21 protein-coding genes, 2 pseudogenes and 1 riboswitch are annotated in these 25,029 nt (G+C 71.7%); of the genes and pseudogenes, 4 read left to right on the forward strand and 19 right to left on the reverse strand.

The features are described 5' to 3' along the window. Positions 1 to 113: 113 nt before the first annotated feature. Positions 114 to 1,301 carry an MBL fold metallo-hydrolase gene (locus ACFY6U_RS11345; RefSeq protein WP_390036965.1) on the reverse strand — a complete coding sequence of 396 codons (1,188 nt, stop codon included), beginning with the start codon at positions 1,299 to 1,301 and terminating at the stop codon, positions 114 to 116. 141 nt (positions 1,302 to 1,442) lie between these two features. Between ACFY6U_RS11345 and ACFY6U_RS11350 the strand changes: the two genes are divergently transcribed. Next, positions 1,443 to 2,621 (forward strand): Glu/Leu/Phe/Val dehydrogenase dimerization domain-containing protein, encoded by a 1,179-nt coding sequence (locus ACFY6U_RS11350; protein ID WP_390036968.1) that lies wholly within the window; start codon positions 1,443 to 1,445, stop codon positions 2,619 to 2,621. A 12-nt stretch (positions 2,622 to 2,633) separates the two neighbouring features. Here the strand turns inward: ACFY6U_RS11350 and ACFY6U_RS11355 are convergent, their stop codons facing one another. Then, complete coding sequence (locus ACFY6U_RS11355) at positions 2,634 to 3,782, reverse strand: MFS transporter (RefSeq protein WP_390036970.1); 1,149 nt, start codon at positions 3,780 to 3,782, stop codon at positions 2,634 to 2,636. Further along, entirely contained in the window at positions 3,779 to 4,390 is a 612-nt protein-coding gene (locus ACFY6U_RS11360) for a helix-turn-helix domain-containing protein (protein WP_390036972.1), read from the reverse strand. Before ACFY6U_RS11360 ends, ACFY6U_RS11355 begins: the two co-directional genes overlap by 4 nt. Here ACFY6U_RS11360 and ACFY6U_RS11365 point away from each other — a divergent pair. Beyond that, entirely contained in the window at positions 4,389 to 4,913 is a 525-nt protein-coding gene (locus ACFY6U_RS11365; protein WP_390036974.1) for a GNAT family N-acetyltransferase, read from the forward strand. The two genes, ACFY6U_RS11360 and ACFY6U_RS11365, sit on opposite strands and share 2 nt — an antisense overlap. A 42-nt stretch (positions 4,914 to 4,955) precedes the next feature. Further along, on the forward strand, positions 4,956 to 5,558 hold the full coding sequence (locus ACFY6U_RS11370; RefSeq protein ID WP_390036976.1) for a TetR/AcrR family transcriptional regulator: 603 nt from the start codon (positions 4,956 to 4,958) through the stop codon (positions 5,556 to 5,558). Between the two features lie 44 nt (positions 5,559 to 5,602). On the opposite strand, the gene ACFY6U_RS11375 is transcribed toward ACFY6U_RS11370, so the two are convergent. The 3 genes from ACFY6U_RS11375 to ACFY6U_RS11385 form a co-directional block, all read right to left on the reverse strand. Continuing rightward, positions 5,603 to 6,388, reverse strand: a complete 786-nt coding sequence (locus ACFY6U_RS11375) for an SGNH/GDSL hydrolase family protein (protein ID WP_351490655.1) — start codon at positions 6,386 to 6,388, stop codon at positions 5,603 to 5,605. A 181-nt stretch (positions 6,389 to 6,569) separates the two neighbouring features. Continuing rightward, complete coding sequence (locus tag ACFY6U_RS11380; RefSeq protein WP_390036979.1) at positions 6,570 to 7,511, reverse strand: peptidoglycan DD-metalloendopeptidase family protein; 942 nt, start codon at positions 7,509 to 7,511, stop codon at positions 6,570 to 6,572. Between the two features lie 4 nt (positions 7,512 to 7,515). Continuing rightward, positions 7,516 to 7,676: riboswitch (cyclic di-AMP (ydaO/yuaA leader) on the reverse strand. A gap of 308 nt (positions 7,677 to 7,984) precedes the next feature. Next, on the reverse strand, positions 7,985 to 10,057 hold the full coding sequence (locus ACFY6U_RS11385) for an alpha-galactosidase (RefSeq protein WP_390036981.1): 2,073 nt from the start codon (positions 10,055 to 10,057) through the stop codon (positions 7,985 to 7,987). Positions 10,058 to 10,255: 198 nt separating this feature from the next. Here ACFY6U_RS11385 and ACFY6U_RS11390 point away from each other — a divergent pair, with 198 nt between their 5' ends. After that, positions 10,256 to 11,053, forward strand: a complete 798-nt coding sequence (locus ACFY6U_RS11390) for a tyrosine-protein phosphatase (protein WP_390036983.1) — start codon at positions 10,256 to 10,258, stop codon at positions 11,051 to 11,053. A 21-nt stretch (positions 11,054 to 11,074) separates the two neighbouring features. On the opposite strand, the gene ACFY6U_RS11395 is transcribed toward ACFY6U_RS11390, so the two are convergent. The 13 genes and pseudogenes from ACFY6U_RS11395 to hpnC all read right to left on the reverse strand — a co-directional run bounded on the left by ACFY6U_RS11395 (position 11,075) and on the right by hpnC (position 24,815). Continuing rightward, a complete protein-coding gene (locus ACFY6U_RS11395; protein WP_293992196.1) occupies positions 11,075 to 11,197 on the reverse strand; it encodes a DUF6126 family protein in 123 nt (40 codons plus the stop codon). Beyond that, positions 11,194 to 11,817 carry a helix-turn-helix domain-containing protein gene (locus ACFY6U_RS11400; RefSeq protein ID WP_390036986.1) on the reverse strand — a complete coding sequence of 208 codons (624 nt, stop codon included), beginning with the start codon at positions 11,815 to 11,817 and terminating at the stop codon, positions 11,194 to 11,196. Before ACFY6U_RS11400 ends, ACFY6U_RS11395 begins: the two co-directional genes overlap by 4 nt. 59 nt (positions 11,818 to 11,876) lie before the next feature. After that, on the reverse strand, positions 11,877 to 13,262 hold the full coding sequence (locus ACFY6U_RS11405) for an aspartate aminotransferase family protein (RefSeq protein ID WP_390036988.1): 1,386 nt from the start codon (positions 13,260 to 13,262) through the stop codon (positions 11,877 to 11,879). After that, complete coding sequence (gene dxs / locus ACFY6U_RS11410; protein WP_390036990.1) at positions 13,259 to 15,256, reverse strand: 1-deoxy-D-xylulose-5-phosphate synthase; 1,998 nt, start codon at positions 15,254 to 15,256, stop codon at positions 13,259 to 13,261. The genes ACFY6U_RS11405 and dxs overlap by 4 nt, the downstream gene beginning before the upstream one ends. Positions 15,257 to 15,283: 27 nt before the next feature. Then, positions 15,284 to 16,441: a flavodoxin-dependent (E)-4-hydroxy-3-methylbut-2-enyl-diphosphate synthase gene (gene ispG, locus ACFY6U_RS11415; protein WP_390036992.1), complete on the reverse strand. Its 1,158-nt coding sequence runs from the start codon at positions 16,439 to 16,441 to the stop codon at positions 15,284 to 15,286. 4 nt (positions 16,442 to 16,445) lie between these two features. Further along, positions 16,446 to 17,468 (reverse strand): adenosyl-hopene transferase HpnH, encoded by a 1,023-nt coding sequence (gene hpnH, locus ACFY6U_RS11420; protein ID WP_132887281.1) that lies wholly within the window; start codon positions 17,466 to 17,468, stop codon positions 16,446 to 16,448. Between the two features lie 5 nt (positions 17,469 to 17,473). Continuing rightward, positions 17,474 to 18,115, reverse strand: coding sequence for a 1-hydroxy-2-methyl-2-butenyl 4-diphosphate reductase (locus ACFY6U_RS11425; protein ID WP_351490674.1), 642 nt, complete (start codon positions 18,113 to 18,115; stop codon positions 17,474 to 17,476). After that, complete coding sequence (gene shc, locus ACFY6U_RS11430; protein WP_390036995.1) at positions 18,115 to 20,106, reverse strand: squalene--hopene cyclase; 1,992 nt, start codon at positions 20,104 to 20,106, stop codon at positions 18,115 to 18,117. Before shc ends, ACFY6U_RS11425 begins: the two co-directional genes overlap by 1 nt. Before the next feature lie 117 nt (positions 20,107 to 20,223). Then, entirely contained in the window at positions 20,224 to 21,297 is a 1,074-nt protein-coding gene (locus ACFY6U_RS11435) for a polyprenyl synthetase family protein (RefSeq protein ID WP_351490679.1), read from the reverse strand. 59 nt (positions 21,298 to 21,356) lie between these two features. After that, positions 21,357 to 22,895: pseudogene (gene hpnE, locus ACFY6U_RS11440) on the reverse strand (hydroxysqualene dehydroxylase HpnE); the annotation flags it as partial. Next, positions 22,886 to 22,963 (reverse strand): annotated as a pseudogene (locus ACFY6U_RS11445) (DUF6380 family protein); the annotation flags it as partial. The pseudogenes hpnE and ACFY6U_RS11445, both read right to left, overlap by 10 nt. Then, on the reverse strand, positions 22,963 to 23,916 hold the full coding sequence (gene hpnD, locus ACFY6U_RS11450; RefSeq protein WP_390036997.1) for a presqualene diphosphate synthase HpnD: 954 nt from the start codon (positions 23,914 to 23,916) through the stop codon (positions 22,963 to 22,965). The pseudogene ACFY6U_RS11445 and the gene hpnD, both read right to left, overlap by 1 nt. Continuing rightward, a complete protein-coding gene (gene hpnC, locus ACFY6U_RS11455) occupies positions 23,913 to 24,815 on the reverse strand; it encodes a squalene synthase HpnC (RefSeq protein ID WP_390036999.1) in 903 nt (300 codons plus the stop codon). Before hpnC ends, hpnD begins: the two co-directional genes overlap by 4 nt. Positions 24,816 to 25,029: the final 214 nt, after the last annotated feature.

Here is a 25,029-nt window from a genome sequence, read left to right on the forward strand (position 1 = left end):
TGACGGTGCCCCTGCCCAGGTTGTGCAGGGGCATGCACGCCACTTTCACGTCACCACCACAGCGGTGCCGAAATCACCGGTCTTTCGTCACGTTCCTCACCGACAGCCAGTCGTCACAGTTCGCCCGCGAGACCGAGGTCCCCCTGCCCGGGGGCGCCCTCCGGCCGCTTCTCGCGCTGCCAGGGCCTGGCGACCGGCGCCGAGACCGCACGCCACCAGGGGTCCGCGGGCAGCTTGCCGGACGGCTCGAAGGGCTCGCCGGGACGCGGCAGCGCGACCGCCTGGCCCGCCTCGTCGCCGGCGTCCTTGGTCCACTCCCCCGGCTCGGCCCAGGCGTGCGGGGCGAGGTTGAAGGTTCCCCAGTGGATCGGCAGCAGCACGCCGTGCGGCTGGCCGCCCTGGAGGTCGAGGTGGGCGCGCATGCCCTCCTGGGGCGTCATGTGTATGTCGGGCCAGAACTCGCTGTACGCACCGATCTGGATCATCGTCACGTCGAAGGGGCCGTGGTCGGCGCCGATGTCCTTGAAGCCGTCGAAGTAGCCGGTGTCACCGCTGTGGTAGATCCGGTGCTCCTCGCCCGCGACGGCCCAGGACGCCCACAGGGTGTGCTGGGTGTTGCGCAGTCCCCGGCCGCAGAAGTGGCGGGCGGGGGTGGCCGTCAGGGTGAGTCCGCCGACCTTGGTCTCCTCGTGCCAGTCCAGCTCGCGCAGCCGGTCGGCGGGCACTCCCCAGTGTTCGAGGTGGGCGCCGACGCCGAGCGGCACGGCGAACACGGTGTCCGTGTCTGCCAGCGCCTTGATGGTCGGTAGGTCGAGGTGGTCGTAGTGGTCGTGCGAGATGACCACGACGTCGACCGGGCCGAGCGCGGCGAGCGGCAGCGGCACCGGGTGCAGCCGCTTGGGCCCGGCGAACGGGAACGGGGAGCAGCGTTCGCCCCAGACGGGGTCGAACAGGACGCGGTGTCCGTCGATCTCCGCGAGGACGCTGGAGTGGCCCATCCACGTCACCCGCAGGCCGGTGGCGGCGGGCCGGCCGAGGTCGGCGACGGTGGTGGGGTGCACCGGGACCGTGCCCCGGGGGGCTCTGCGGGCGCGCTGCTCCTTCTCGAAGTAGGTCTTGGCGAACTCCAGCATCGACCCCGAGGGCCGCATCCGGGTGGTGCCGCCGGGGTTCTGGAAGACACCGTCCGCGAAGTGCGGGGAGCCCTGGATACGGGCCAGGCGCGCGCCGCCGGGGTCCGCGCCGAAGGCAGCGGGCCGCAGCACGCGGAGCCCGGAGCTCAGGGAACGCAAACCGGTCACGGTACCTCCAGTGGTGTCGCCGAGGTCCCCATTATGGTCGGCCTTTCGGACAGTCGGCGTTGACACCGCACCGTCCACCTCCCGATACTGACCCACTGTTCAGTAACACCGCTTCTTCACACCGCTCCCGAGGAGCCCCCCGTGACCGCTCCCCTGATGTCCCTCGTCTGGACCGACCACGTCACCGGCCGCCAGGGCTTCCTGGTCGTCGACCGGCTGGTGCGGGGCGTGGCCAGCGGCGGTCTGCGGATGCGGCCCGGCTGCACCCTGGAGGAGGTGACCGGGCTCGCGCGCGGCATGACGATGAAGGAGGCCCTGCACTACAACCCCGAGGGCCGCTACATCCCGCTGGGCGGCGCCAAGGGCGGCATCGACTGCGATCCGCAGGACCCGGGGTCGTACGCCCTGCTCGTCCGCTACCTGCGCGCCATGCGGCCGTACGTGGAGGGTTTCTGGACCACCGGCGAGGACCTCGGGCTCACCCAGGACCTGGTGGACCGGGCGGCGGCCGAGGCGGGGCTGGTCTCCTCGATCCAGGCCGTGTATCCGCTGCTGGACGACGAGGCGGCGGCCCGGCGGCGGCTGGCGGACGCCTTCGCCGTCGAGGTGGACGGGATCGGTCTCGACGAGCTGGCCGGCGGCTGCGGGGTCGCCGAGTCGGCGCTGACGGCGCTGGACCGGGCCGGGGTGCCGTACGCGGGGACGCGGGTCGCCGTGCAGGGCCTCGGCACGATGGGCGGGGCCACGGCGCGGTTCCTCGCCCGCGCGGGGCTCACGGTCGTGGCGGTCGCCGACATCAAGGGCACGATCGCCAACCCGGCGGGTCTGGACGTGGAGGCGCTGCTGCGCGCGCGGGACGCCTACGGCACCGTCGACCGCGCGGCGCTGCGCCCCGGGGACGTGGAACTGCCGGGCGACGCCTGGCTGTCCGCCGACGCGGAGGTGCTGGTGCCGGCGGCGGTGTCGTACGTGGTCGACGCGGCCAACGCGCACCTGGTCACCGCCCGCTGGATCGTGGAGGCGGCGAACATGCCGGTGCTGCCCGAAGCGGAGGAACGGCTCACCGCGCGCGGGGTGACCGTGCTGCCGGACGTGGTGGTCAACTCGGGCACCAACGCCTGGTGGTGGTGGACCCTGTTCGGCGACGTCGGCCCCGACGCCGACGAGGCGTTCGCCCACATCCGCCGCTCGATGCGGGCTCTGGTGGAGCTGATGCTGGACCGTGCGGAGTCCGACGGCACGACTCCGCGGGCCGCGGCCCACGCCCTGGTGACCGACCGGCTGCCGGTGATCGCGGAGCGGTTCGGCTGGTACCGGTGACGCGACACGCCGTCAGCGGCGTCCGAGAGCGGCGGCGAGCAGCAGCGCGCTCAGGACCGTGAGGCTGGTGCCCCGCCGTTCGAGCGCGGCGAGCAGGGGCGCCGCGACGGCCGTGCCGAGGGCGCCGATCGTGAAGTACACCACGAGGTAGACGCTGCTGAGGCTGCCGGAGCGGGCGGAGTCGAGGGCGATCACGCGGCTCTGGTCGGCCGCCTGGGCGGCGAAGCAGCCGGCGTCGAAGAGGGCGAGGCCGAGGGCGGTGCGCCAGGGGGTGTCCAGGCCCGTGGCCAGCAGGGCGGTGCCGGCCGCGGCGGCGAGTACGGCGGCGGTGATCACCGTGCGCGGGCCGTACCGGTCGGTGAGGCGGCCGGTGAGCGGGTGCGCGGCGAGGCCGAGGAGCCCGGCCAGGCCGTAGAGGCCGATGGCGTCCGGTCCGAGCGAGTGCGGCGGCTGGGCCAGGGCCAGGGTGGGGCGATCCAGACGAGGTTGAAGGCGAAGTACCAGAGCGCGCCGGTGGTCACCGCGCGCCGAAGCCCCGGCTGATGCAAGAGCAGCGGCGGGAGGGCTCTCAGGGGGGGCGCGGTAACCGCGGGAGGCGTCCGGCCGTTGCCGGGGCGGGAGCGTGGCGGCGGCGAGCGCGCCGAGCAGCGCGACGGCGGCGAAGACGAGGAGCATCCGCCGCCAGCCGAGGGCGTCGGTGAGGGCGCCGCCCGCCGGCCGGCTGAGCAGGATGCCGGCCGACATGCCGGCGGCGACGAGGGCGACGCCGGTCCCGCCGCGGCCCCGCGGGGCGTGCCGGCCGGCGATGTTGCCGGCCTGGGCGGCCGCACTGGCGGCGGCGCCGACGAGCAGGTAGGCGGTCAGCAGTACGAACTCGTCGTGCGCGGTGGCGGCGAGCCCGAGGGCGGCGGCCAGGGCCGCGAGCTGTGCGGCGACCAGGCGGTTGGGGGCGACGTGGTCGGTGAGCGGGAGCAGCAGGGCGAAGCCGGTCATACAGCCGGCGAACGCGGCGGTCGGCACCAGGCCGATCACGGAGAGCGGCACGTCCAGGTCGGTGGCGACCGCGGTGAGCGCGGGCTGCACGGCGTAGTTGTTCGCGATCGCCGTCCCGGCTGTGGCCGCCGGCAGCAACGTGCCGCCACGGGGCAGCGGCCGGCTCACGGCCGGGTGTCGCGGGTGAGGACGACGGCGTAACGGCACTCGGCGTCGGTGGTGTTGGCGAAGACGCGCTCGGCGGGTGCGCCGAGTTCGACGGTGTCGCCGGCGTCGAGTTCGTGGACCGTGTCGCCGTCGTGGAAGGTGAGCTTGCCGTCGAGGACCCAGACGAGCTGCCGTACGAAGGCGAAGGCCGCGGCCGGGTAGGGCACCCGGGCTCCGGCGGGCAGCCGGATCTCGGCGATCTCCGCCGGGAAGCGCGGGCCGGTGATCTGGCGGCGCCGGTAGCCGGTGCCGGGGTCGCGCCACTCGGCGGCGTCGGCGCCGCGCCGCACGCCCGGGGTGTCGGCCAGGGGTTCCTGTGCGCCCTGCATGCCCTCGGCGAGGGCCAGCAGCGAGGCGACGCCGATCTGGAAGGCGGCGGACAGCTTGCCGAGGACGACCGCGGTGGGGCTGCTCTCGCCGCGTTCGATCCGGCTGATCATCGCCGGGGAGACACCGGAGGCGTCCGCGAGCTGCGCCAGCGTCCAGCGGCGGCGCTCCCGTTCGGTGCGGACCCGGGCGGCGATCTGCCGCACCAGCGGGTCCACCGGTGGTTCTACTATGTTGGACATGAATCCAATATACGAGAGATGCGTGGTGGCGGTGCGCCCGGCCCGTCCAGGTGACGAGGAGGCCGTCCGCGCGATCCGCAATCACGCGATCGAGCACTCGACGGCCCTGTGGACCGAGACCCCGCAGTCACCCGCCGAGGGCGCGGCCTGGTTCGCCGCCCACCTCGAACGTGGCTCGGCGCTCGTGGCCGAGGTCGCCGACGCGCCGGGAGAGGTGGCCGGGTTCGCGGTCTACGGCGCGTGGCGCGCCCTGGACGGCTACCGGCACACGGTGGAGGACTCCGTCTACGTCCGCGAGGGCAGCCAGGGGCTCGGCATCGGCTCCGCGCTGCTTGGCCCGCTCATCGCCGCGGCGCGCGAGGCCGGCCACCATGTGATGATCGCCGGCATCGAGGCCCGGAACGCCGCGTCGATCCGGCTGCACGACCGGTTCGGGTTCGAGCACGTCGGCACGGTCCGGGAGGTGGGCACCAAGTTCGGCCGCCGGCTGGACCTGACGATCATGCGGCTGCCGCTGGCCTGAGACGGCGACGCGGACGGGGGAACGACCGATTAGGGTGACCGCGTGGCGAGAGTGCGGTTGAGCGTGGCCGAGCGGCGGGAGGAACTGCTGCGGGCCGCCATCGAACAGATCGAGGCGCGGGGCGTGGCGGCAGTGCGGATCGCCGATGTGGCCTCGGCGCTCGGGGTGAGCAACGCGCTGGTGCTGTACCACTTCTCGACGAAGGAGAAGCTGGTCGCCGCCGCCTTCACCTACGCCGCCGAGGACGACCTGGCGCATCTGCGCAAGCTGCTGGGCCGCCGTACGTCGGCGCTGCGCCGGCTGCGGGCCGCGGTGCGCTGGTACGCGCCGACCGGGCAGGCCAAGGGCTGGCGGCTGTGGATCGAGGGCTGGGCGGTGGCGTTGCGCGAGCCCGCGCTGCGGGACGTCACCAAGGGCCTGGACCAGCAGTGGAAGGCGGCGATCGCCGAGGTCATCGCCGAGGGGGTGGCCGCGGGCGAGTTCGGGTGCCCCGACCCCCCGGCTGCGGCGCTGCGGCTGACCGCGCTGCTCGACGGGCTCGCCGTCCAGCTGACGTCGTATCCCGGTGCCGTGGCCCGGTCCAGAGCCCAGGAGTGGGCCGACGAGGCGCTGGCGCGCGAACTGGGGCTGCCCGGGCAGCAGTAAGGGGCGGCCCGCAATGCGGCCACCCCTTACCCGCCGGTTCCGCCTCAGGCCACGGATGCGATCCGCATCTTGATGTCGTCCGGGGAGAGCGCTCCCTTGGCCGTCACGTGGTCGCCGGACGACTCCCCGCGCAGCCGGCGCCCGATCCAGGGGACGAGGTACTCGCGGGCCCAGTGCACGTCGTCGCGGCGGACCTCCAGGGTGCCGCGGGGCGGCAGCGGGGGCCACGGCTGGTCCGGGTCGGCCGGCACCTCGACGCCGAGCACCTGGCCCGCACGCAGCGCCACGCGTGTGTGCCCCTCGGGAGAGAGGTGCAGCCGGTCGTCGTCCCAGGCCCGCCGGTCCTGAATGGTCTTCAGGGACCACAGGTCCAGGACGGGGCAGCCGTACCGGTCGGCGATGGCCCGGACATGTCCGTTGTACGTGGCGATCTTGCCGCGCATGTGCTTGAGGACGGGCACGCCCCGGGTGTCGAAGCCGGTGGTCACCAGCACCGTACCGACGGCCTCGGTCAGCCGGGCCACGGCCCGCTCGAACCGCTCGGCCACCTCGTCGGGGTCGGTGCCGGGGCGGATGATGTCGTTGCCGCCCGCACAGAAGGAGACCAGGTCCGGGGCGAGTTCCAGGGCCTGCGGCACCTGGTCCGCCACGATCTGGTCGAGCAGTTTCCCGCGCACGGCGAGGTTGGTGTAACCGAAGTCGCCCTCGGGCCGCCGGTCGGACAGCAGTACCGCGAACCGGTCGGCCCAGCCGACGAACGCCCCGTCGGGGCCGGGGTCTCCCACGCCCTCGGTGAAGCTGTCCCCCACCGCCGCGTACGACCCGATCACTGATGCATTGTCATTCTTCGAATCGTCTCCCACGTCGGACCATGATTCACCTTCGGTTGTGACCTACGCGACCGTAATAAGGGGTTGACGCTCGGTGAGATAAGACACCTTTAAATACTTTGCCAACCTTGGAATAAGGCCCTGAACACCGACGTTGAAGCGTCGGTCGCGGGGCCCCGGGTCAGCCGACGGCGACACCCTTGGAGCGGAGATAGGCGACCGGGTCCACGTCCGAGCCGTAGTCGGGGGTGGTGCGGATCTCGAAGTGCAGGTGCGGGCCGGTCACGTTGCCGGTCGCGCCGGAGAGACCGACCTGCTGGCCCGCGGTCACGGTCTGGCCGACCGAGACGGAGAGGGCGGAGAGGTGGCCGTACTGCGCGTAGTAGCCGTCGGCGAGCCGGATGACGACCTGGTTGCCGTAGGCGCCGCCCCAGCCGGCCGTGACGACCGTGCCCGCGCCGACGGCCTTGACGGGGGTGCCGGTCGGGACGACGAAGTCGACGCCCGTGTGGTAGCCGCTGGACCACATGCTGCCGGCCACGTGGTAACCGGTGCCGACGGCGCCGGCGGCGACCGGGAGGTTGAAGCCGGAGGTGGTCGCGACCGAACCGTCGGAGCCGTCCGCGGAGGAGGCCGAGGACGAGGAGGAGGCCGAGGACGAGGAGGGGGAAGACGACTGCGGGTTCGACTGCGTCTGCGGACGGGAGCCGGAGTCCGTCGTCGTGGCGTGCCGGCCACCGAGGGTCAGCTTGAGTCCGGGGTGGATCAGCGAGGGGTTGTCGCCGACCGCCTGCCGGTTGTCGGCGTAGAGCCGGTGCCAGCCGCCGCGGACGTTCTGCTCGCGGGCAATCTTCGAGAGATAGTCACCGGGCACCACCGTGTAGATGCGGTGCGCGAAATGCGCGGCGCCGGAATTCCCCGCGGGCGCCTCCTTCACCGCGGTCTTCCCGATCACGGGAAGCGTCTGGGTGGCCTTTTCGGAAACGGACTGCGTAGTGGCCGCGTGGGCGCCGGTGGCCCCCATGAGCGGCAGAGCCAGCGCGGCGCCACCGGTTCCGGCGACGGCCATCGAGCGGGTGAAACGCTGGGACTTGGGGCGGCGGTGCTTACCCTTCGCGGGCATGGCGCATTCCTCTCCTGCGCCTGCGAGGTGAGCTGTCGGGTTCGGGCTGGAGCTGCCCGGCCACGGCGGAAAGCGTGGCTGCACCCCTAGCCGTCCCGGGAACCGGAACAGGCGGTCTTACCTGGTGGGTCCCCCGCTCCTGCCGGGCACGGGTGAGTGTGTGTGGGGACTCCGGGCGGCGGCAGGATTCGGCGTTCCGACCGGATGTGTGGCGAACGTAAACGAGTAGGACGGACGTGGACAAGCATCCGGTTTCCGGCCGTCCGGGTTTCACTTGATCCGTTACCGGAAATCCCGGTCACCCTCCGTGAATTCCGGTCTGTTCGCTTTTCCAATCCGCTTACGGAACACCAGGATTACGTGAGCATGACGCGCGACGGACGGTCACGAATATGACGCTCCTCACGCACGTCATGCCACGTCCCCTTATTACACGCCGAGTTGTAATGAAGACGCCAATTCGGGTATACGTGTCAGATCCGGCGAAGCCGGATGACTGCCGCATCCAGGTCGCCCTTCAGTCCGGTGCGCAGCCCGTGGTGCAACAGGACGGCACCCCGGTGCACTTCGCCCGTTTCGCGGCATTCGTATGACGCTGTCGGATCGAGCCCCTGCAGCCTCAGCGCCGGCGCCGGCTCGCCGTAGCTCTGGGCCTGCAGCCAGGCGAGGACGACGGTCTCGTCGCCGAGCGTGTACTGCACCGCGCTGAGCCCGCCGGCCGGCGGCCGCAGCCGGAACTGATCGCCGCGCTGCACCTGGGGCCGGATCTCCTTGTAGAGCTCCACCCAGCGGCCGGCCTCGGCGAGCTCCTCCTCGGTCCACTGCGAGAGGTCGCCGCCGATGCCGAGCGCACCGGCCATGGAGCTGACGAACCGGAAACGCAGGCTGCTGACCCGGCCGTTGAGCTGGTGGTTCGGGCTGTCGGTGACCCAGGCCGACATCACCCGGGCGGGGTGGATCTGGCTGAAGCCGTGCTGGATGGCGAGCCGGTCCAGCGGGTCGGTGTTGTCGGAGGTCCACACCTCGTCGGTACGGCTCATGATCCCGAGGTCGATCCGCCCGCCGCCGCCGGAGCACGACTCGATGGCCACGTTCGGGTGGGCCGCCCGGATCCGGTCGAGCAGGGCGTACAGCCCGCGCACGTGGTCGACCCACAGGCGCTGCGGGTAGGGCTCGCCGGGCCAGCCCGCGTCCGTGAAGCAGCGGTTGAAGTCCCACTTGACGTAGTCGATCGGAGCGCTGGACAGCAGGGCGTCGAGCTGCTCCCACAGGTACTCCTGGACGTCCTCGCGGGCGAGGTTGAGGACGAGCTGGTTGCGGAGTTCCGTCCGCTTCCGTCCCGGCTGGTACTGCACCCAGTCGGGGTGTGCCCGGTACAGGTCGCTGTCCGGGTTGACCATCTCGGGCTCGACCCAGATGCCGAACTGCATGCCGAGGGCGTGCACGTAGTCGGCGAGCGGCTTGAGACCCTTCGGGAAGCGGTCCGGGTTGGGCGTCCAGTCGCCGAGCCCGGCGCGGTCGCTGGTGCGGGCGCCGAACCAGCCGTCGTCCACCACGAACAGCTCGACGCCGATCGCGGCGGCCCGGCGGGCGAGGGTGGCCTGCTGCTCCTCGGAGATGTCGAAGGTGGTGGCCTCCCAGGAGTTGAACAGCACCGGCCGGTCCTGATCGGCGTCCGGGATGATGTACGCCCGCTGGTAGGCGTGCCAGGCGCGGCTCGCCCCGCCGAAACCGCCGTCGGTCCACAGGCCCGCGAAGACGGGGCTGGTGTACGACTCGCCCTCGGCCAACATCAGCAGGCCCGAGTCGTCGTAGCCGGCGCCGCCGGTGATCTGCACGCGCGCGTCCGGGAGCTGAGCGACCGCGATCCGCCAGGAGCCGGACCAGCCGAGGGCGCAGCCCCAGACCTCGCCGCGCTCCTCGGTGGCGTCGGTGTCGAGGGCGACCCAGGGCAGGTGCTGGTGGCCGGTGTGGCCGCGGCGGCTGCCGATGACCTTCTCGCCGTAGGTGAGCGGGGTGCTGGTGAGCCGGGACTCCGCGGCCCAGCGGCCGTGCAGCTGGGAGAGCCGCCAGCCCTCACGGTCGGGGAGCGTCCAGGTGGCGGGGTCGGCGCGCAGCAGCTCCACGCGCGTGTGCCCCTCGTTGTCGACGGTCACCCAGCGCTCGACGACGTCGCCGCGCATCCGGTAGTGCAGGGTGATGACGATGCCGTCGTCAGTGAAGCGCAGCCGGAGCTCGTCCTCCTCGACCTCGTAGGAGTCGAAGGCCCACTCGGTGCCCCGGCGCTCCTCGGTCCGCACGGACAGGGCGGGGCGGACGAAGCGGGGGCCGCCCTCGACGGGATACTCCTCGCGGCCGTCCAGCGGGGACTCGAAGGGCCAGTAGCCGGGCAGCCCCCGGGTGCCGAGCTCCTCGGCGTCGGCGAGCCGGATCCTCGGCCCCCAGTGCAGGTGGAGCAGTTCGTCGGACTCCGTCAGATGCAGCGCGTAGCTGCTGGCGGGGCCCGACAGGAGCCAGGTACGACCATTTTCGGCGATGTCCACCATCGAGAAACCTCACACAGGTGCCAACAGATCCGCTCAAGCCCCAACATCATCAAGGGCCGCGGGCTCCGGAAGCAAGGGCCACGGGCCGCCGAGACGACGCCTGTGGACAACTCATTGCCCGTGGAAACCGATGTCGTATGGTCGGTCCAGTGCCCGTCGACGAGCAGCGCCGACGGGGCCGACCGGGAGGAGCCCCCCGTGACGCAGCAGGTCCCGTCGACCGAGCCCGAGCTCGCCGGCGTGCGCAACTTCCGTGACGTGGGTGGCCTGCCGACCGTGGACGGGCGCCGGGTGCGGCCGGGCGTGCTGTTCCGCAGCGGCCATCTGGCGCACGCGACGGAGCAGGACGCGGAGTTCCTCGCCTCGCTCGGCCTGCACACGATCTTCGACTTCCGCAACGCGGCCGACCAGAAGCTGGAGGGCCCGGACGTCGAGCTGCCCGGCGTGCGGAACCTGAACCTGCCGCTGACCGACCCGGCGCACGGCGCGGACTTCTGGAAGATGGTCCGCGAGGGGGAGATCGACCAGCTGCGCGGGCTCCTGGGCGACGGCAGGGCCGCGGCCCGGATGGTCAGCTCGTACCGCACCATCGTCAAGGACCGCACCGACGAGCACTCGCGCGTGCTGCACGCGCTCGCCGAGGACAGCGTCCCGGCACTGATGCACTGCGCGGCCGGCAAGGACCGGGCGGGCATCTCCATAGCGGTGACGCTGCTGGCGGTGGGTGTGGAGCGGGACGCGATCCTCGCCGACTACCTGGAGTCCAACGCCAAGCACCGCCGCTACAAGGTGCGGCGCAGCGGCGGCGGGGACGGCGCCTACAGCCCCGAGGTGATGGACCTGCTCAGCCCGCTCTTCGACGCCCGCGCGGAGTACCTGACGGCGGCCTTCGAGAGTATCGCGGAGATGTGGGGCGACGTCGACACGTACCTGGAGCAGGGCCTGGAGCTGGCCCCGGAGACCCGGGAGCGGCTGCGTGAGCGTCTGCTCGACTGAGGCCGGGCGGAGGGCGGCGGCTCAGCCCTTGCCGCCGAGGGCGAACAGCAGGTAAAGGAAGCCGGCCAGAGCGTGCCCGACGGCCAGGTAGATGACCAGCCGGATCCACAGGGACCGGGGGAACTTCTCCTCGATATTGCTCACGGCAGCTCTCCAGTGATCGGTCCCAGGCACAGCGCGGCCGTGGGACTCTGCAGCAGGGTGTGGACGAACAGGAGCTCGACCCCGTCCTGGTCCTCGGCGGCGAGCCGGTGCGGGGTCAGGGAGTCGAAGTGCGCGCTGTCGCCGGGCGCGAGCACATGGGTGGTGTCACCGAGGCGCAGCCGGAGCCGGCCGCGCAGGACGTGCAGCCACTCCTCACCGGGGTGCACCCGCACGATGTCGCCCTGGGTGCCGTACGGCACCCGGACGCGCAGCGCCTGCATCCCCCGGCCGGACGCCCCGGCCTGCCAGTAGGTCCAGCCGCCGGCGCGGGTCGGTTCCATGTCGCCGGCGCGCACGATCGCGTCCCTGTCGGCGACGGTCTCCCCCAGCAGATCCGATACCGTCGTACTGTAGACACGCGCGAGCGCGAGCAGCATCGGCAGCGAGGGCTGCCGTTGTCCGGTCTCCAGGCGGGACAGATGCGCGGGCGACAGCCCGGCGTCGCGGGCGGCGGCCTCCAGGGTGAGACCGGCGCGGCGGCGCAGGGCGCGCAGCTGCGGGGCGACGGCAGGCAGGTCGTCGACCGGCCCGCCCGCCCGCTCGTTGTCGGAGGAGCTCATGCCTCCATTCAGCCGCAGCTTTGCCTGAGGGGCAATTTTCTTGCCTCAGAGGCAAAAGGCTAGCGGTTGGCCACCGCCTGCTTGATCAGCGTCTTGCCGAAGTCCCACATCAGGCCGCCACCGCTGTGGGCGTCGTCCATGACGTCCGTGAAGGCGTCCACGAAGCGGTCCACGTCCGACTCGTCGAGGACCAGCGGCGGGATGAGCTTGATCACCTCCAGGTGGTCGCCGGACACCTGGGTGAGGATCCGGTGCCGCTGCAGCAGCGGTACGACGACCATCTGGGCGAACAGGCCCTTGCGGGCCGCCTGCAGCATGGTCCAGCGGCTGCGCAGCTTCAGCGAGCTGGGCCGGCCGAACTCGATGCCGATCATCAGGCCCCGGCCGCGCACCTCGGCGAGCAGCTCGTACTTGTCGGTCAGCGCGGCGAGCCGGGACTTGAGCTGCTCCCCCACGGCCCGGGCGTTGGCGACGGTCTGTTCGTTCTCCATGACCGACAGGACGGCGAGCCCGGCGGCCATGGCCTGGGCGTTGGCGCCGAAGCTGGCCGAGTGGACCAGGACACGGTCCATGGAGGAGTAGACCTTCTTGAAGATCCAGTCCTTGCCGAGGGTGGCCCCGACCGGGACGTACCCGCCGGACAGCGCCTTCGCCACGCACACCAGGTCCGGCTCGACGCCGTCCTCGTGCTGGTAGGCGTAGAAGTCGCCGGTGCGGCCGAGGCCGGTCTGCACCTCGTCGGCGATCAGCAGCGCCTTGTGCCTGTGCAGCAGCTCCTGCGCGGCGCGCAGATAGCCGGGCGGTGCCTCGTGCACGCCCTTGCCCTGGATCGGCTCGACGATCAGGGCGGCCACGTCGCCCTTCTTCAGCTCGCGGGCGAGCGCGTCGAGATCGCCGAGGGGTACGGCGGTGTCGGGCAGCAGCGGGGCGAAGCCGTCCCGGAAGCCGTCCTCGCCGTTGACCGACAGCGAGCCGGTGGTCAGGCCGTGGAAGGCGTGGTCGCAGTAGAGGACACGAGGTCTGCCGGTGGCGAAGCGGGCGAACTTCAGGGCCGTCTCGACCGACTCGGTGCCGCTGTTGCCGAAGAACACCCGGTCCAGGTGCGGGCTGTGCACGAGGAGCCGCTCGGCGAGCAGCCCGGGCAGCGGCTGGCAGTCGAAGCGGGTGAGGTCGGCCAGCCGGGCGTCCAGGACGTCGTGCAGGGCCTTGCGGACGACGGGGTGGTGGCGGCCCAGCCCCATCACCCCGAACCCGGCGAGCATGTCCAGGTAGTCGTTGCCGTCCGCGTCCCAGAAGTGCGCACCCTCGGCCCGCTCGTAGACCTTGTCGAAGCCGATGGTGTGCAGCATGCGCGGGAGCTGGTGGTTGAGGTACTTCGCATGCAGCTCGTAGCGCTCGGCTCCGCGCTCGGCCAGCAGTGCGCCGAGGTCGAACTCCGTACTCATTGCCTCTCCTTGTCAACACCCTCGGCATCAGCGCCCCTCAGGGGCGCGGGGAACTGCGCGACCAGCCCGGACGGCGCCGCACCCGCCACACGACCCCCCGCGGCACCCCCGTAGGCACCGTCGGCCCCCCGCCCCGCGAGGCTCGCCCCGATCCGCCCCGCGATCTCCACCGGCGTGAGCCCGATGTCGGCCAGCACCTCCGCCCGCTTCGCATGCGCCAGGAACTGCTCCGGAATCCCGAACCGCCGCACCGGCACGTCCACTTCCGCGTCGCCCAGCGCCAGCGCCACCGCCGCGCCCACCCCGGCCGCCCGGCTGTTGTCCTCGACGACGGCCACCAGATCGTGCCGGGCCGCCAGCACCGGCAGCGCGGGATCCACGGGCTTGACCCAACGGGGGTCCACCACCGTGCAGTTGATCCCCCGGGCAGCCAGCAGCTCCGCGGCCTGCAGGCACACCGGCGCCATCACGCCGACCGCGACCAGCAGCACCGCCGCGTCCTCCCCGCGGTGCAGGACGTCGATCCCGCCGACCCGGTCGACCGCCGGGATCTCCGGGCCCACCGACTCCTTCGGGAAGCGGACCAGGGTGGGCGCGTCGTCCACGGCGACCGCCTCGCGCAGCTGGAGCCGCAGCTGTTCGGCGTCGCGCGGGGCGGCGATCCGCAGGCCGGGGACCACCTGGAGGACGGACATGTCCCACATGCCGTTGTGCGACGCCCCGTCGACTCCCGTCACACCCGCGCGGTCCAGGACGAAGGTCACCCCGCACCGGTGCAGCGCCACGTCCATCAGCAACTGGTCGAAGGCACGGTTCAGGAACGTGGCGTAGACGGCGACGACCGGGTGCAGTCCGCCGGTCGCGAGGCCGGCCGCCGAGACCGCCGCGTGCTGCTCGGCGATGCCCACGTCCCACACCCGGTCGGGGAAGCGCTCGGCGAACTTGCCGAGGCCGACCGGGTGCAGCATGGCCGCGGTGATCGCCACGACGTCGTCCCGCTCCTCGCCGATCCGGACGATCTCGTCGCCGAACGCCGAGGTCCAGGAAGGGCCGTTGGACGGCGCGAGCGGCTCGCAGGTGAGCGGGTCCATCACGCCGACGGTGTGGAAGTGGTCCTCCTCGTGGGCGAGGGCGGGCTCGTAGCCGCGCCCCTTCTCCGTGAGGCAGTGCACGAGCACCGGCCCGTGGAAACGTTTCGCGCGCCGGAGCGCCGACTCGACGGCCTTGATGTCGTGGCCGTCGATCGGGCCGACGTACTTGAGGCCCAGGTCCTCGAACATGCCCTGCGGGGCGAAGGCGTCCTTGAAGCCCTTCTTGGCGCCGTGCAGGGACTCGTAGATGGTGTTGCCCACGAGCGGGGTGCGCAGGAGCACGTCCTTGCCCCAGGCCAGCACCTGCTCGTAGCTGTCCGTCGTGCGCAGCGTGGCGAGGTGGTTGGCGAGACCGCCGATGGTGGGGGCGTACGACCGCTCGTTGTCGTTGACGACGATGATCAGCGGCCGGTCCTTGGCGGCCGCGATGTTGTTGAGCGCCTCCCAGGCCATCCCGCCGGTCAGTGCGCCGTCGCCGATCACCGCGACGACATGGCCCTTCTCCCCCTGCACCTGGCGGGCCTTGGCCAGGCCGTCGGCCCAGCCGAGCGCGGTGGAGGCGTGGCTGTTCTCGATGACGTCGTGCTCGGACTCCTCGCGCGAGGGGTATCCGGACAGGCCGCCCTTGCCGCGCAGCTTGGAGAAGTCCTGACGGCCGGTCAGCAGCTTGTGGACGTAGCTCTGGTGGCCGGTGTCCCAGAGGATGCGGTCGGCCGGGGACTCGAAGACCCGGTGCAGCGCGACGGTCAGCTCCACGACGCCCAGGTTGGGCCCGAGGTGGCCGCCGGTCCTGGCGACCGCGTGCACCAGGAACTCGCGTATTTCTTCGGACAGTTCGCCGAGTTCCGCCTCGGACAGCGCCTTCAGGTCGCGTGGTCCCCGGATGGTCTCCAGAATCGTCACGCTCGGCCCCCTCTCGGTCCGTGCTGTTCAGCTCACCGTGACGGCGGGTGCTCCGGACCCGGCGCCGTCCTGCTCCATCTGCTCGGCGATCTTCATCGCTTCCTCGATGAGGGTCTCCACGATCTTCGACTCGGGCACGGTCTTGACGACCTCGCCCTTCACGAAGATCTGGCCCTTGCCGTTGCCGGAGGCGACCCCCAGGTCGGCCTCCCGTGCCTCGCCGGGACCGTTGACCACGCATCCCATGACGGCGACGCGCAGCGGCACCTCCATGCCCTCAAGACCTGCCGTCACCTCGTCTGCCAGCTTGTAGACGTCGACCTGGGCGCGCCCGCAGGACGGGCAGGAGACGATCTCCAGGCGCCGCTGCCTGAGGTTCAGCGACTCCAGGATCTGGATGCCGACCTTGACCTCCTCGGCGGGCGGGGCGGACAGCGAGACGCGGATCGTGTCACCGATGCCCTGCGAGAGCAACGCCCCGAAGGCGACGGCCGACTTGATCGTGCCCTGAAACGCCGGGCCGGCCTCCGTGACGCCGAGGTGCAGCGGGTAGTCGCACTGGGCTGCCAGCTGCCGGTACGCCTCGATCATCACGACCGGGTCGTTGTGCTTGACGGAGATCTTGATGTCCCGGAAGTCGTGCTCCTCGAAGAGCGAGGCCTCCCAGAGAGCGCTCTCGACCAGCGCCTCGGGGGTCGCCCTGCCGTGCTTCTCAAGGAGCCGGCGGTCGAGCGAGCCCGCGTTGACCCCGATGCGGATCGGGGTCCCGTGGTCCTTGGCGGCCCGCGCGATCTCCCGCACCTGGTCGTCGAACTTCTTGATGTTGCCGGGGTTCACGCGGACCGCGGCGCACCCGGCCTCGATGGCCGCGAAGACGTACTTCGGCTGGAAGTGGATGTCCGCGATCACCGGGATCTGGGACTTCCGCGCGATCGTCGCCAGGGCGTCCGCGTCGTCCTGCGTGGGGCAGGCGACGCGGACGATCTGGCAGCCGGACGCGGTGAGTTCGGCGATCTGCTGGAGGGTGGCGCCGATGTCGGAGGTGCGGGTCGTGGTCATCGACTGCACCGACACCGGGGCCCCGCCGCCGACCGCCACGGGCCCGACGTGGATCTGCCGGGACACGCGCCGCTCGGCGACCGGCCGGGCCGGGACCTCCGGGAGGCCCAGGGAAACCGCGGTCATGCCGTCACTCCCGGTTCCCGGAGACCGTCTCGCGCATCGCGCGGAGCGACTCCTTGAGCGACCCCATGGTGGCGAGGACGGCGGTGGGCTCGTAACCGCAGTGCGCCATGCAGTTGGCGCAGCGCGGGTCCTTGCCGCGGCCGTACTTGTCCCAGTCGGTCTTCTCGATGAGTTCGCGGTACGTCGGCACGTACCCGTCACTCATCAGGTAGCAGGGGCGCTGCCAGCCGAAGAGCGAGTAGTTCGGGATCGCCCAGGCCGTGCACGGGAAGTCGACCTTGCCCTCCAGGAAGTCCAGGAAGAGCGGGGAGTGGTTGAGCCGCCACTTCTTGCGGTTGCCGCCCGCGAAGGCCTTCTTGAAGAGCTCGCGGGTCTGTTCCACGCCGAGGAAGTGCTCCTGGTCGGGGGCCTTCTCGTAGGCGTAGGCGGGCGAGATCATCATCTCGTCGACCTTGAGGTCGTCGTTGAGGAAGTTGAGCACCTCGATGATGGTCTGCGGGGTGTCCGTGTTGAAGAAGGTCGAGTTGGTGGTCACCCGGAAGCCGCGCCGCTTGGCCTCCTTGATGGCCGCCACCGCCTCGTCGAACACGCCTTCCTTCGCGACGGACTCGTCGTGCCGCTCGCGCAGCCCGTCGATGTGCACCGCGAAGGCGAAGTAGGGCGAGGGCGTGAACTTGTCCATCTTCTTGCGCAGCAGCATGGCGTTGGTGCACAGGAAGACGTACTTCCGCTTCGCCACCAACTGCCGCACGATCTCGTCGATCTGAGGGTGCATCAGGGGTTCGCCGCCCGCGATGGACACCATCGGCGCACCGGACTCCAGCACCGCCCCGACCGCCTGCGCGACCGGCATGCGCTGCTTCAGCACCCCCGCCGGGTGCTGGATCTTGCCGCAGCCCTCACATTTCAGGTTGCACGCGAAGAGGGGTTCCAGCTCCACGATCAACGGGAACTTGTCCCGCTTGCGGAGCTTCTGTTCGGCCAAGTAAGTAGCGACCTTGATCGACTGACGCAGCGGCATGGCCATCTGGCTCACCTCCGGGGGAGCAGCAAAGAACGGTGCCATTCGAAGAAAGCTGGAAGAACGGATCGAAGAACGCGGAAAGCAGATATTCCACCGCGCACCGTGCCGATCCGGACGAGTTCATGTTCAGGAGCGTCCACGACCACCCTGACGGCCGCAACCGGGCGCTCGCCCGCGTGCACGGCGCTCAGGAGCGTGGCCGCCGATTCCATGTCGACCGCGATTGCGCCGGTCGCGAGCAGATCCGACCGCTCGTGACCGCGGACGACGTGATCGGAGCCGGTGACGGGTCCGGTGTGGACGGTGCGGCCGGGCAGGGTCCGTACGAGTTCCTTCACGAGGAGTTCGGTGCCCACGCACGGGACGCTGCCGCGGGGGTCCCGGGTCTCCTCGGCGACGACCAGGTCGCCGGGGTGCATGCCGGGGGCGAGTCCCGCGCAGAAGCCCGTCGCCAGGACCGCGGCACCGGCCAGCGCGGGGTCGGCCAGGACCCGGGTGACGGACCGTTCCGCCGCCCGGGGGCCCATGCCGGTGCGCAGCACGGTGACGGGTCCGCCCGCGCCCCCGCGCTCGCCGGCGCGCAGGGCGAGGTGCTCGATGCCGAGTGCGCAGGCGATCAGCAGCGGGGCCGGCGCGGGCGTGGCGCTCATCAGTCCCCCTCTGCCTCGGGGGTGGGCTCGCCGTGCACGTAGCGGCCGAGCGCGGTGAGCGGGAAGACCTGCCGGTAGAGGTGGTAGTTGATGGAGAAGTCCCAGGGGAAGCCGGTGCCGGTGAAGTACGGCTCGTCCCAGGAGCCGTCCTCGTGCTGGGTCTCGGCGAGCCACCGGACACCCCGCTCGACGGCCTTGGCGTCCTTCTCCCCCGCCGCGAGCAGCGCCATCAACGCCCACGCGGTCTGGGAGGCGGTGGAGGCGCCGCGGCCGCTCCAGTCGCCGGCGTACTTGTAGGAGCGCAGGTCCTCGCCCCACCCTCCGTCCTCGTTCTGGACCTGCTCCAGCCAGGTCACCGCGCGCCGGATCGCCGGGTGCGAGACGGGCAGCCCGGCGGCGGTGAGCGCGGGTACCACGGACCCTGTGCCGTAGACGTAGTTGACGCCCCAGCGCCCGAACCAGGCGCCGTTCGGCTCCTGTTCGGCGAGCAGCCACTCGATGCCGCGCCGGGTGCGCGGGTCGTGGGACATGCCCTCGAAGGCGAGCATCTCCACGACGTGCGCGGTGACGTCGGCCGACGGCGGGTCGATGACCTCGCCGAAGTCGCAGAACGGCAGCCGGTTGGGGAACGGACTGGTGTTGTCGACGTCGAAGGCGCCCCAGGCCCCGTTCTTCGACTGCATGCCGAGGTTCCAGCGCACCCCGCGTCCGATCGCCTTCTCCATCCGCTCCGGGTCGTGGTGCCTGACCCGGCGCAGCGCGAGGACGACCTCGGCGGTGTCGTCGATGTCGGGGTAGTTGTCGTTGTGGAACTCGAACGCCCAGCCGCCCGGCGGGAGCTGGGGCCGTTTGACCGCCCAGTCGCCGGGGCGGACGATCTGCTCGCCGAGCATCCAGTCGGCGGCCTTGACCAGCTGCGGGTGGTCGGCGGGGAGTCCGGCGTCGGCGAGGGCGATGGTGGCCAGACAGGTGTCCCACACCGGGGACTGACAGGCCTCGATCATCCGGGCGCCGTCCTCGCGCCACACGGCGTAACGATCCAGCGATTCCAGCCCCGCGCGCATCACGGGGTGTTCGAGGTCGTACCCGAGCAGGTACAGCGCGATCACCGAGTAGACGGCCGGTGGCTGGATGCCGCCCCAGGCGCCGTCGTTCTCCTGGCGCTCGACGATCCAGCGGGCGGCGGACTTCAGGGCGGAGCTGCGCAGCCGTCCCAGCGCAACCTTGCGGTAGCCGCGGACAACCTTGTCGAGCCGCTGGAAGACGCCCTCCCAGCTCACCACCGGGGCAAGGGGCTGGGGCGGGTTGGGGTCGGCCGGGTCGGTGTGGAGCTCGTCCAGCGGGAAGGGGGCCGGGCGCACCGGGCGCTTGGCCGAGACCACGGTGAGCGGCACGATGGTCTGGCGGGCCCACTGGCCGAAGTTGTAGATGCTGAGCGGGAACCACTTGGGGAAGTACAGGAGTTCCGGCGGGAGTTCGGGCAGGTCCTCCCATTTCCACCAGCCGAACAGGGCCAGCCAGATCCGGGTGAAGACCCTGGCTGCGGCGATCCCGCCGCGCTCGCGGATCCAGGCCGACGCCTTCGCCATGTGGGGCGCGTCGGGCGCGTCCCCGGCCAGCCGCAGGGCGACGTACGCCTCGATGGTGGTGGAGAGTTCGCCGGGGCCGCCGTAGAAGGTGGCCCAGGTGCCGTCCTCGCGCTGCTCGCCGCGGATGAAGAGGGCGGCCGCGGCGGTCGTGGACTCGTCGCGGATCCCCAGGAACTGGCGGAGCAGCAGGTCCTCGGCGTCCATGGTGACGTTGGTCTCCAGGTCGCCCTTCCACCAGCCCTGCGCGTCCTGCTGGGCGAGCAGATGGTCGGTGGCACGCCGTACCGCGCGTTCGGCGGCTTCTTGTACCCCGGCCGCCACGGGGGTGGTGAGTTCGGTGCTGGCCGAGTCGGCCCGGGGCGGCAGGGTGGCCCCGGTGCTTCCGTCGGTCGTCGCTGTCATGGCTTCCCCTTCGTGCAGTCGTGCGAAATCGTTCTGCTGTGGGTCCGCCGTCGGCCGGTGCTGGCTGCGCGTTCGCACCGACCGGCGACTACGCGAGGACTATTCGACCGATAATGATCATCTCTTCCGTACGACGACGAAGTCCGCGAGCGCCGTGAACTGTGCCCGTACCCGGTCGGGCATGTCGACGGCGTGCAGGGCCTCGATGGCGATGGTGTGCTGACGGCGCGCCTCTTCGGCGGTCCACTCGCGGCCGCCGGCCTCCTCGATGAGGGCGGCACGGGCGGCGAACTCCTCCTCGGAGAAGTTCTCGAAGTCGCTGCTCTTGGCGTCGGCGGCGAGGATCTCGCCGAGCCGCTCGGAGGCGGGCCCGCCCGCGGCGAGCGCGGCGACGACCGGCAGGGACTTCTTGCGCTGGCGCAGGTCGCTCCAGGTCTGCTTGCCGGTGGACTCCGGGTCGCCCCAGATGCCGAGCAGGTCGTCGACGGCCTGGAAGGCGAGGCCGAGGTGGTAGCCGTACTTCTCCAGGGTGTCGGCGGTGCGGTCGTCGGCACCGCCGAGCACGGCGCCGATGGAGCTGGAGGCGGCGAGCAGGGCGCCGGTCTTGTTGCCCTCCATCTCCAGGCACTCCTCGACGCTGACCCGGTCGCGGTGTTCGTAGGAGATGTCCTGGGCCTGGCCGTCGATCAGGGCGCGGGTGGCGGTGGTGATCCGGCGGGTGGCGCGGCCGGCCTCGACGGTGCCGAGCTCGAGCAGGATCTCGTTGGCGAGGGCGAACAGGGCGTCGCCGACCAGGATGGCCTGGGCGGGGCCGTGCACCTTCCAGACGGTGTCGCGGTGCCGGCGCTGTTCGTCGCCGTCCATCAGGTCGTCGTGCAGCAGGGAGAAGTTGTGGACGAGCTCGACGGCGACGGCACCCGGGATGCCGACCTCGGGGGCGGCGCCGGTGACCTCGGCGGAGAGCACGGCGAGCGCGGGGCGCACGGCCTTGCCGCCGTCGCCGTCGGCGGGGTTGCCCTCGGCGTCGATCCAGCCGAAGTGGTAGGCGGCTACGGTGTCCATGGGGGAGGCCAGGCGGTCGACGGCCGCCCGCAGTACCGGTGTGGCAAGGGTCCGGCCGCGCTCCAGAAGCGCGGTCACGTCCACTGCGGTCTCTCGGGCGCCCTTCGAGGCCGGGGGCACAGTGGGCACAGTTTCTCCTCTTGTTGCGGTACCGGGGGTGCGGAGGCCTGCCGCCTGCTGATCGAGCGTCACGCCGCCTCCTCGACATCGAAGAGGTGACGGGGGCGGGGCCGGCCCAGAGTGCGCAACGCGGCATCGGCCGCGCTGACACCGCTGCGGACCGCACTCTCCATGGTCGCGGGCCACCCGGTGGCGGTCCACGCTCCGGCCAGGTAGAGGCCGGGTGCCTTGGTGCGGGCGCCGGGCCGCAGCCGCCCGACGCCGGGGGTGGGGGCGAACGTCGCGGTGCGCTCCCGGGTCACGAAGAAGTCCTGCACCCCGGCGCCGCGCGCACCGGGCAACAGCCGTTCCAGCTCGGGCAGATAGCGCTCGCGCAGGTCGGCCACGGGCATGTCGATCTCGTCCTGGGCGGCCGACTGGGACAGCGCGAGGTACTGTCCCGCGCGTCGCCCGCCGCCACCCTTATACGGAGGCCCTTCGGGCCCGCCTTTCAACAGCCCGGAGGCGTGGGTGCGGTCGAACACCCACTGGACGGGGGTGCCGAGAGCCGCGAAGAACGGCTTGGTGAGCACCGTACGGTCGTACACCACGTGGACGTTGAGGATCGGCGCGGTGCCGATCTCCAGCAGGTTCTCCGGGGCGTCCAGGGCACCGGAAGGCAGCAGGTCGTAGGCCTCGCGCTGGGCGACGGCCAGCACGACGGCGTCGGCGGTGAGCGTCTCGCCGGGAACCTGAACGCTCCACGTCCCGTTCTCGTTAGTGGAGACGGAGGTGACGCGTGTACGGACCTCGGTACGCACGCCCGCGGAGTCGAGCGCCTTGCGGGCCAGCCGGTCGTGCAGTTCTCCCAGCGGCACATGGGCCCAGCCGATGTCGGCCGCGCCCGGGTCGGACAGCAGACCGGTCTTGAACACCATCGCGGCGAGCCCCAGCGAGGCGTCGCCCGCGACCGCGTTGAGGGTGGCGACCCCGACCAGGTCCCACAGGGCCTCGACGGCACGCGCCGACTGGCCGTGGGCGGCCAGCCAGCTGCCGAAGTCCTGTGCGTCCAGGCTCGGATCGGCGAGGTCGAGCCCCTTGAGCGCGAGCGCGGCACGCCCCACCGCGGCCCGCTCGGCGAGCGAGAGGTGCGGATAGGCGGCCAGGCTGCGCCCCAGATGCAGGGGCACGGGCAGCGGGTCGCGACGGAGCCTGCCCAGGCGCCGCCCCTCGGGCTTGTCGAGATCGAGCACGGGCACGTCGAGGCGGTCCTGCAGCGGTGCCAGCGCCGTGCCCTCGATGCGGTCGAGGAACCAGCGGTAGGCGGTGCAGCAACGCAGGTACACGTGCTGGCCGTTGTCCACGGTCAGGTCGCCGCGCTGGAAGGAGAAGGCGAGCCCGCCGAGCCTCGGCCTGCCTTCGAGGAGGGTGACGCGTACGCCCGCGTCGGCGAGCGCGAGCGCGGCCGTGACACCCGCGAGGCCGCCGCCGATCACGACGGCGGTGCGCCCGGACGCGGTGTCGTCGTGCGTCCGCTCGGATCGCGTGCCGTCGGTCATCGTGCTTCCTCCCCTGCCCGCCCGCCGTGCCGGTGGAACGGGGCAGGTCGGGCCGTCGCAGTCAGGGACGCCACGCCGTGCCGGAGGGTTGCCTGCCGTTTTTCTCCGGTGGAGTCACCTTGACCCACTCTGTCCATCAGGCGCGCCTCCTGACGGTCAGGCGGGAGGTGTGGCGCCGGGTGTCGAGCCCGGACAGACCACGCACGGCGACGTACGCCTTCTCGCGTCCGGGCAGCGAGACCCGGCCGCGCAGTACCGCCTCCGGCTCGCGCTCGATGCGGTCGAGGAGGCGGCGGTAGATCCCCGCCATGGCGGCGACACAGGCGCCGCTGCGCCGGTCGAGCATGGGCAGCAGCCGGTAGCCCTCGGCGAAAAGGGCACGGGCGCGCCGTACTTCGAAGTGCACGAGCCCCGCGAAGTCCGAGCCCTCCGGCGGCGTCGGCCCGTGGAACCCGGCCGAGCAGCCGAACTTGGCGAGGTCGTCGGAGGGCAGGTAGGTACGGCCGTTGCCGGCGTCCTCGCGGACGTCCCTGAGGATGTTGGTGAGCTGGAGCGCGAGCCCGAGTGTGTCGGCATACTCCGGCGCACGCTCGGCGCCGCGCGCCCCCGGTTCCGTACCGAACACGCCGAGCGAGAGCCGGCCGATGGCGCCGGCCACACACCGGCAGTAGACCTTGAGGTCGTCCCAGGTCTCGTAGGTCTCGCCGCGGACGTCCATCAGGACGCCGTCGATCAGCTCGTCCAGGCCGCCCAGCGGGATCGGGAAGACCTGGGCGGCATGGGCGAGGGCGACCGCGACCGGGTCGGTGTCGTCCTCGGCGACCGCACCGTCCTGGACCCGGGCGAGCAGCGCCCGGGTGTCCTCCAGGCGGGCCGCCTTCACGTCGCCCGCCAGCTCGCCGTCGCCGATGTCGTCGACACGCCGGGAGAAGGCGTAGAGCGCCGACATGGCGCGCCGCTTGGGCGCCGGGAGCAGCCGGATGCCGTAGGCGAAGTTCCGTGCCTGCTGTCCGGTGACCGTCTCGCAGTAGCTGTAGGCGGCGAGTACCGGTGCGGACACGTGTGTGGGAGAGTCCACGGTCCGGATCACCCCTCTCCTCGCAGAGTCACGCCCACCTCACGCAGCAACCGGCCCTTGCCGGGCTTGGGCGGGCCGGGAAGTACGTCGTATTCGGCGGCGGCGATCGCGTGGACCGCTGCCCTTCCCCCCGCCACGAACCCCGCAAGCAGCAGCTTCAACCTGCCGTGGACGCTACCCACAAGGGGGGCGCCTTCATTCAGGAGATCGCGGGCGCGTTGTGCTTCGTATGCAACCAGTGCACGCACCGATGCGCCCGCGGTTTTCCTGGCGAGATCCGCCTCCTGGACGTGAAAGCGCTTCATGTCCTCGGCGGGCAGATAGATCCGGTCGCGGCCGAGGTCCTCGGCCACGTCCTGGAGGTGTTCGACGATCTGGAGTGCGGTGCAGATCGAGTCGGAGAGCCGGATCCGCCCGGGGGTCGAGGTACCGGTGACGGCGAGGACCAGGCGGCCGACGGGGTTGGCGGACAGCTCGCAGTAGGCGAGGAGGTCGTCATAGGTCTCGTACCGCTTGACGAGCTGGTCCTGGCGGTTGGCCGCGATCAGTCCGAGAAACGGCTCGGGGGCCAGTCCGCAGCGACGGACCGTGGGCTGGAGACGGCGCAGCAGGGGGTGGCGCGGGGTGGCGTCGAAGACGCGGCGCAGGTCGACCTCGAAGGCGTCGAGCAGGACCAGGCGGTCCTCGGCCTGCGCCGGGGAGACCCCGAGGAGGCGGGCGTCGGCGCCGCCGGGGGCCAGGTCGCCGTCGCCGATGTCGTCGACGAGGCGGGCGAAGCCGTACACCGCCATCAGGTCGGCGCGCCAGGCTTTCGGCAGGAAGAAGGGGGCCACGGGGAAGTTCTCGTCCGCGGCCTTGTCCAGGGTGCCGCGCTCCGGGGCTCCGGTGCGCGCCGGGCCGGTTGCCGTCACCGTTCGCTGCCCGGGGCGGGGACGGCGCGGCCTGCGTTGAGCTGGGGAGTTTCCGTAGCCATTGCCGTCACATCTCCCGTTCTACACTGCCGACCCAATACACACTATTTCGGACACGCCGCCCAGCAGCCCGCGGGGCGGCCCGGCGGAGGGTGTCGCGCATTATCGCCCCACTTGCCGCTTTCCGGGACCGGTACAGCTTACGTTGTACAAC

Origin of the sequence: Streptomyces sp. NPDC013157 (assembly GCF_042899865.1) — a bacterium.
GTDB lineage: Bacteria > Actinomycetota > Actinomycetes > Streptomycetales > Streptomycetaceae > Streptomyces.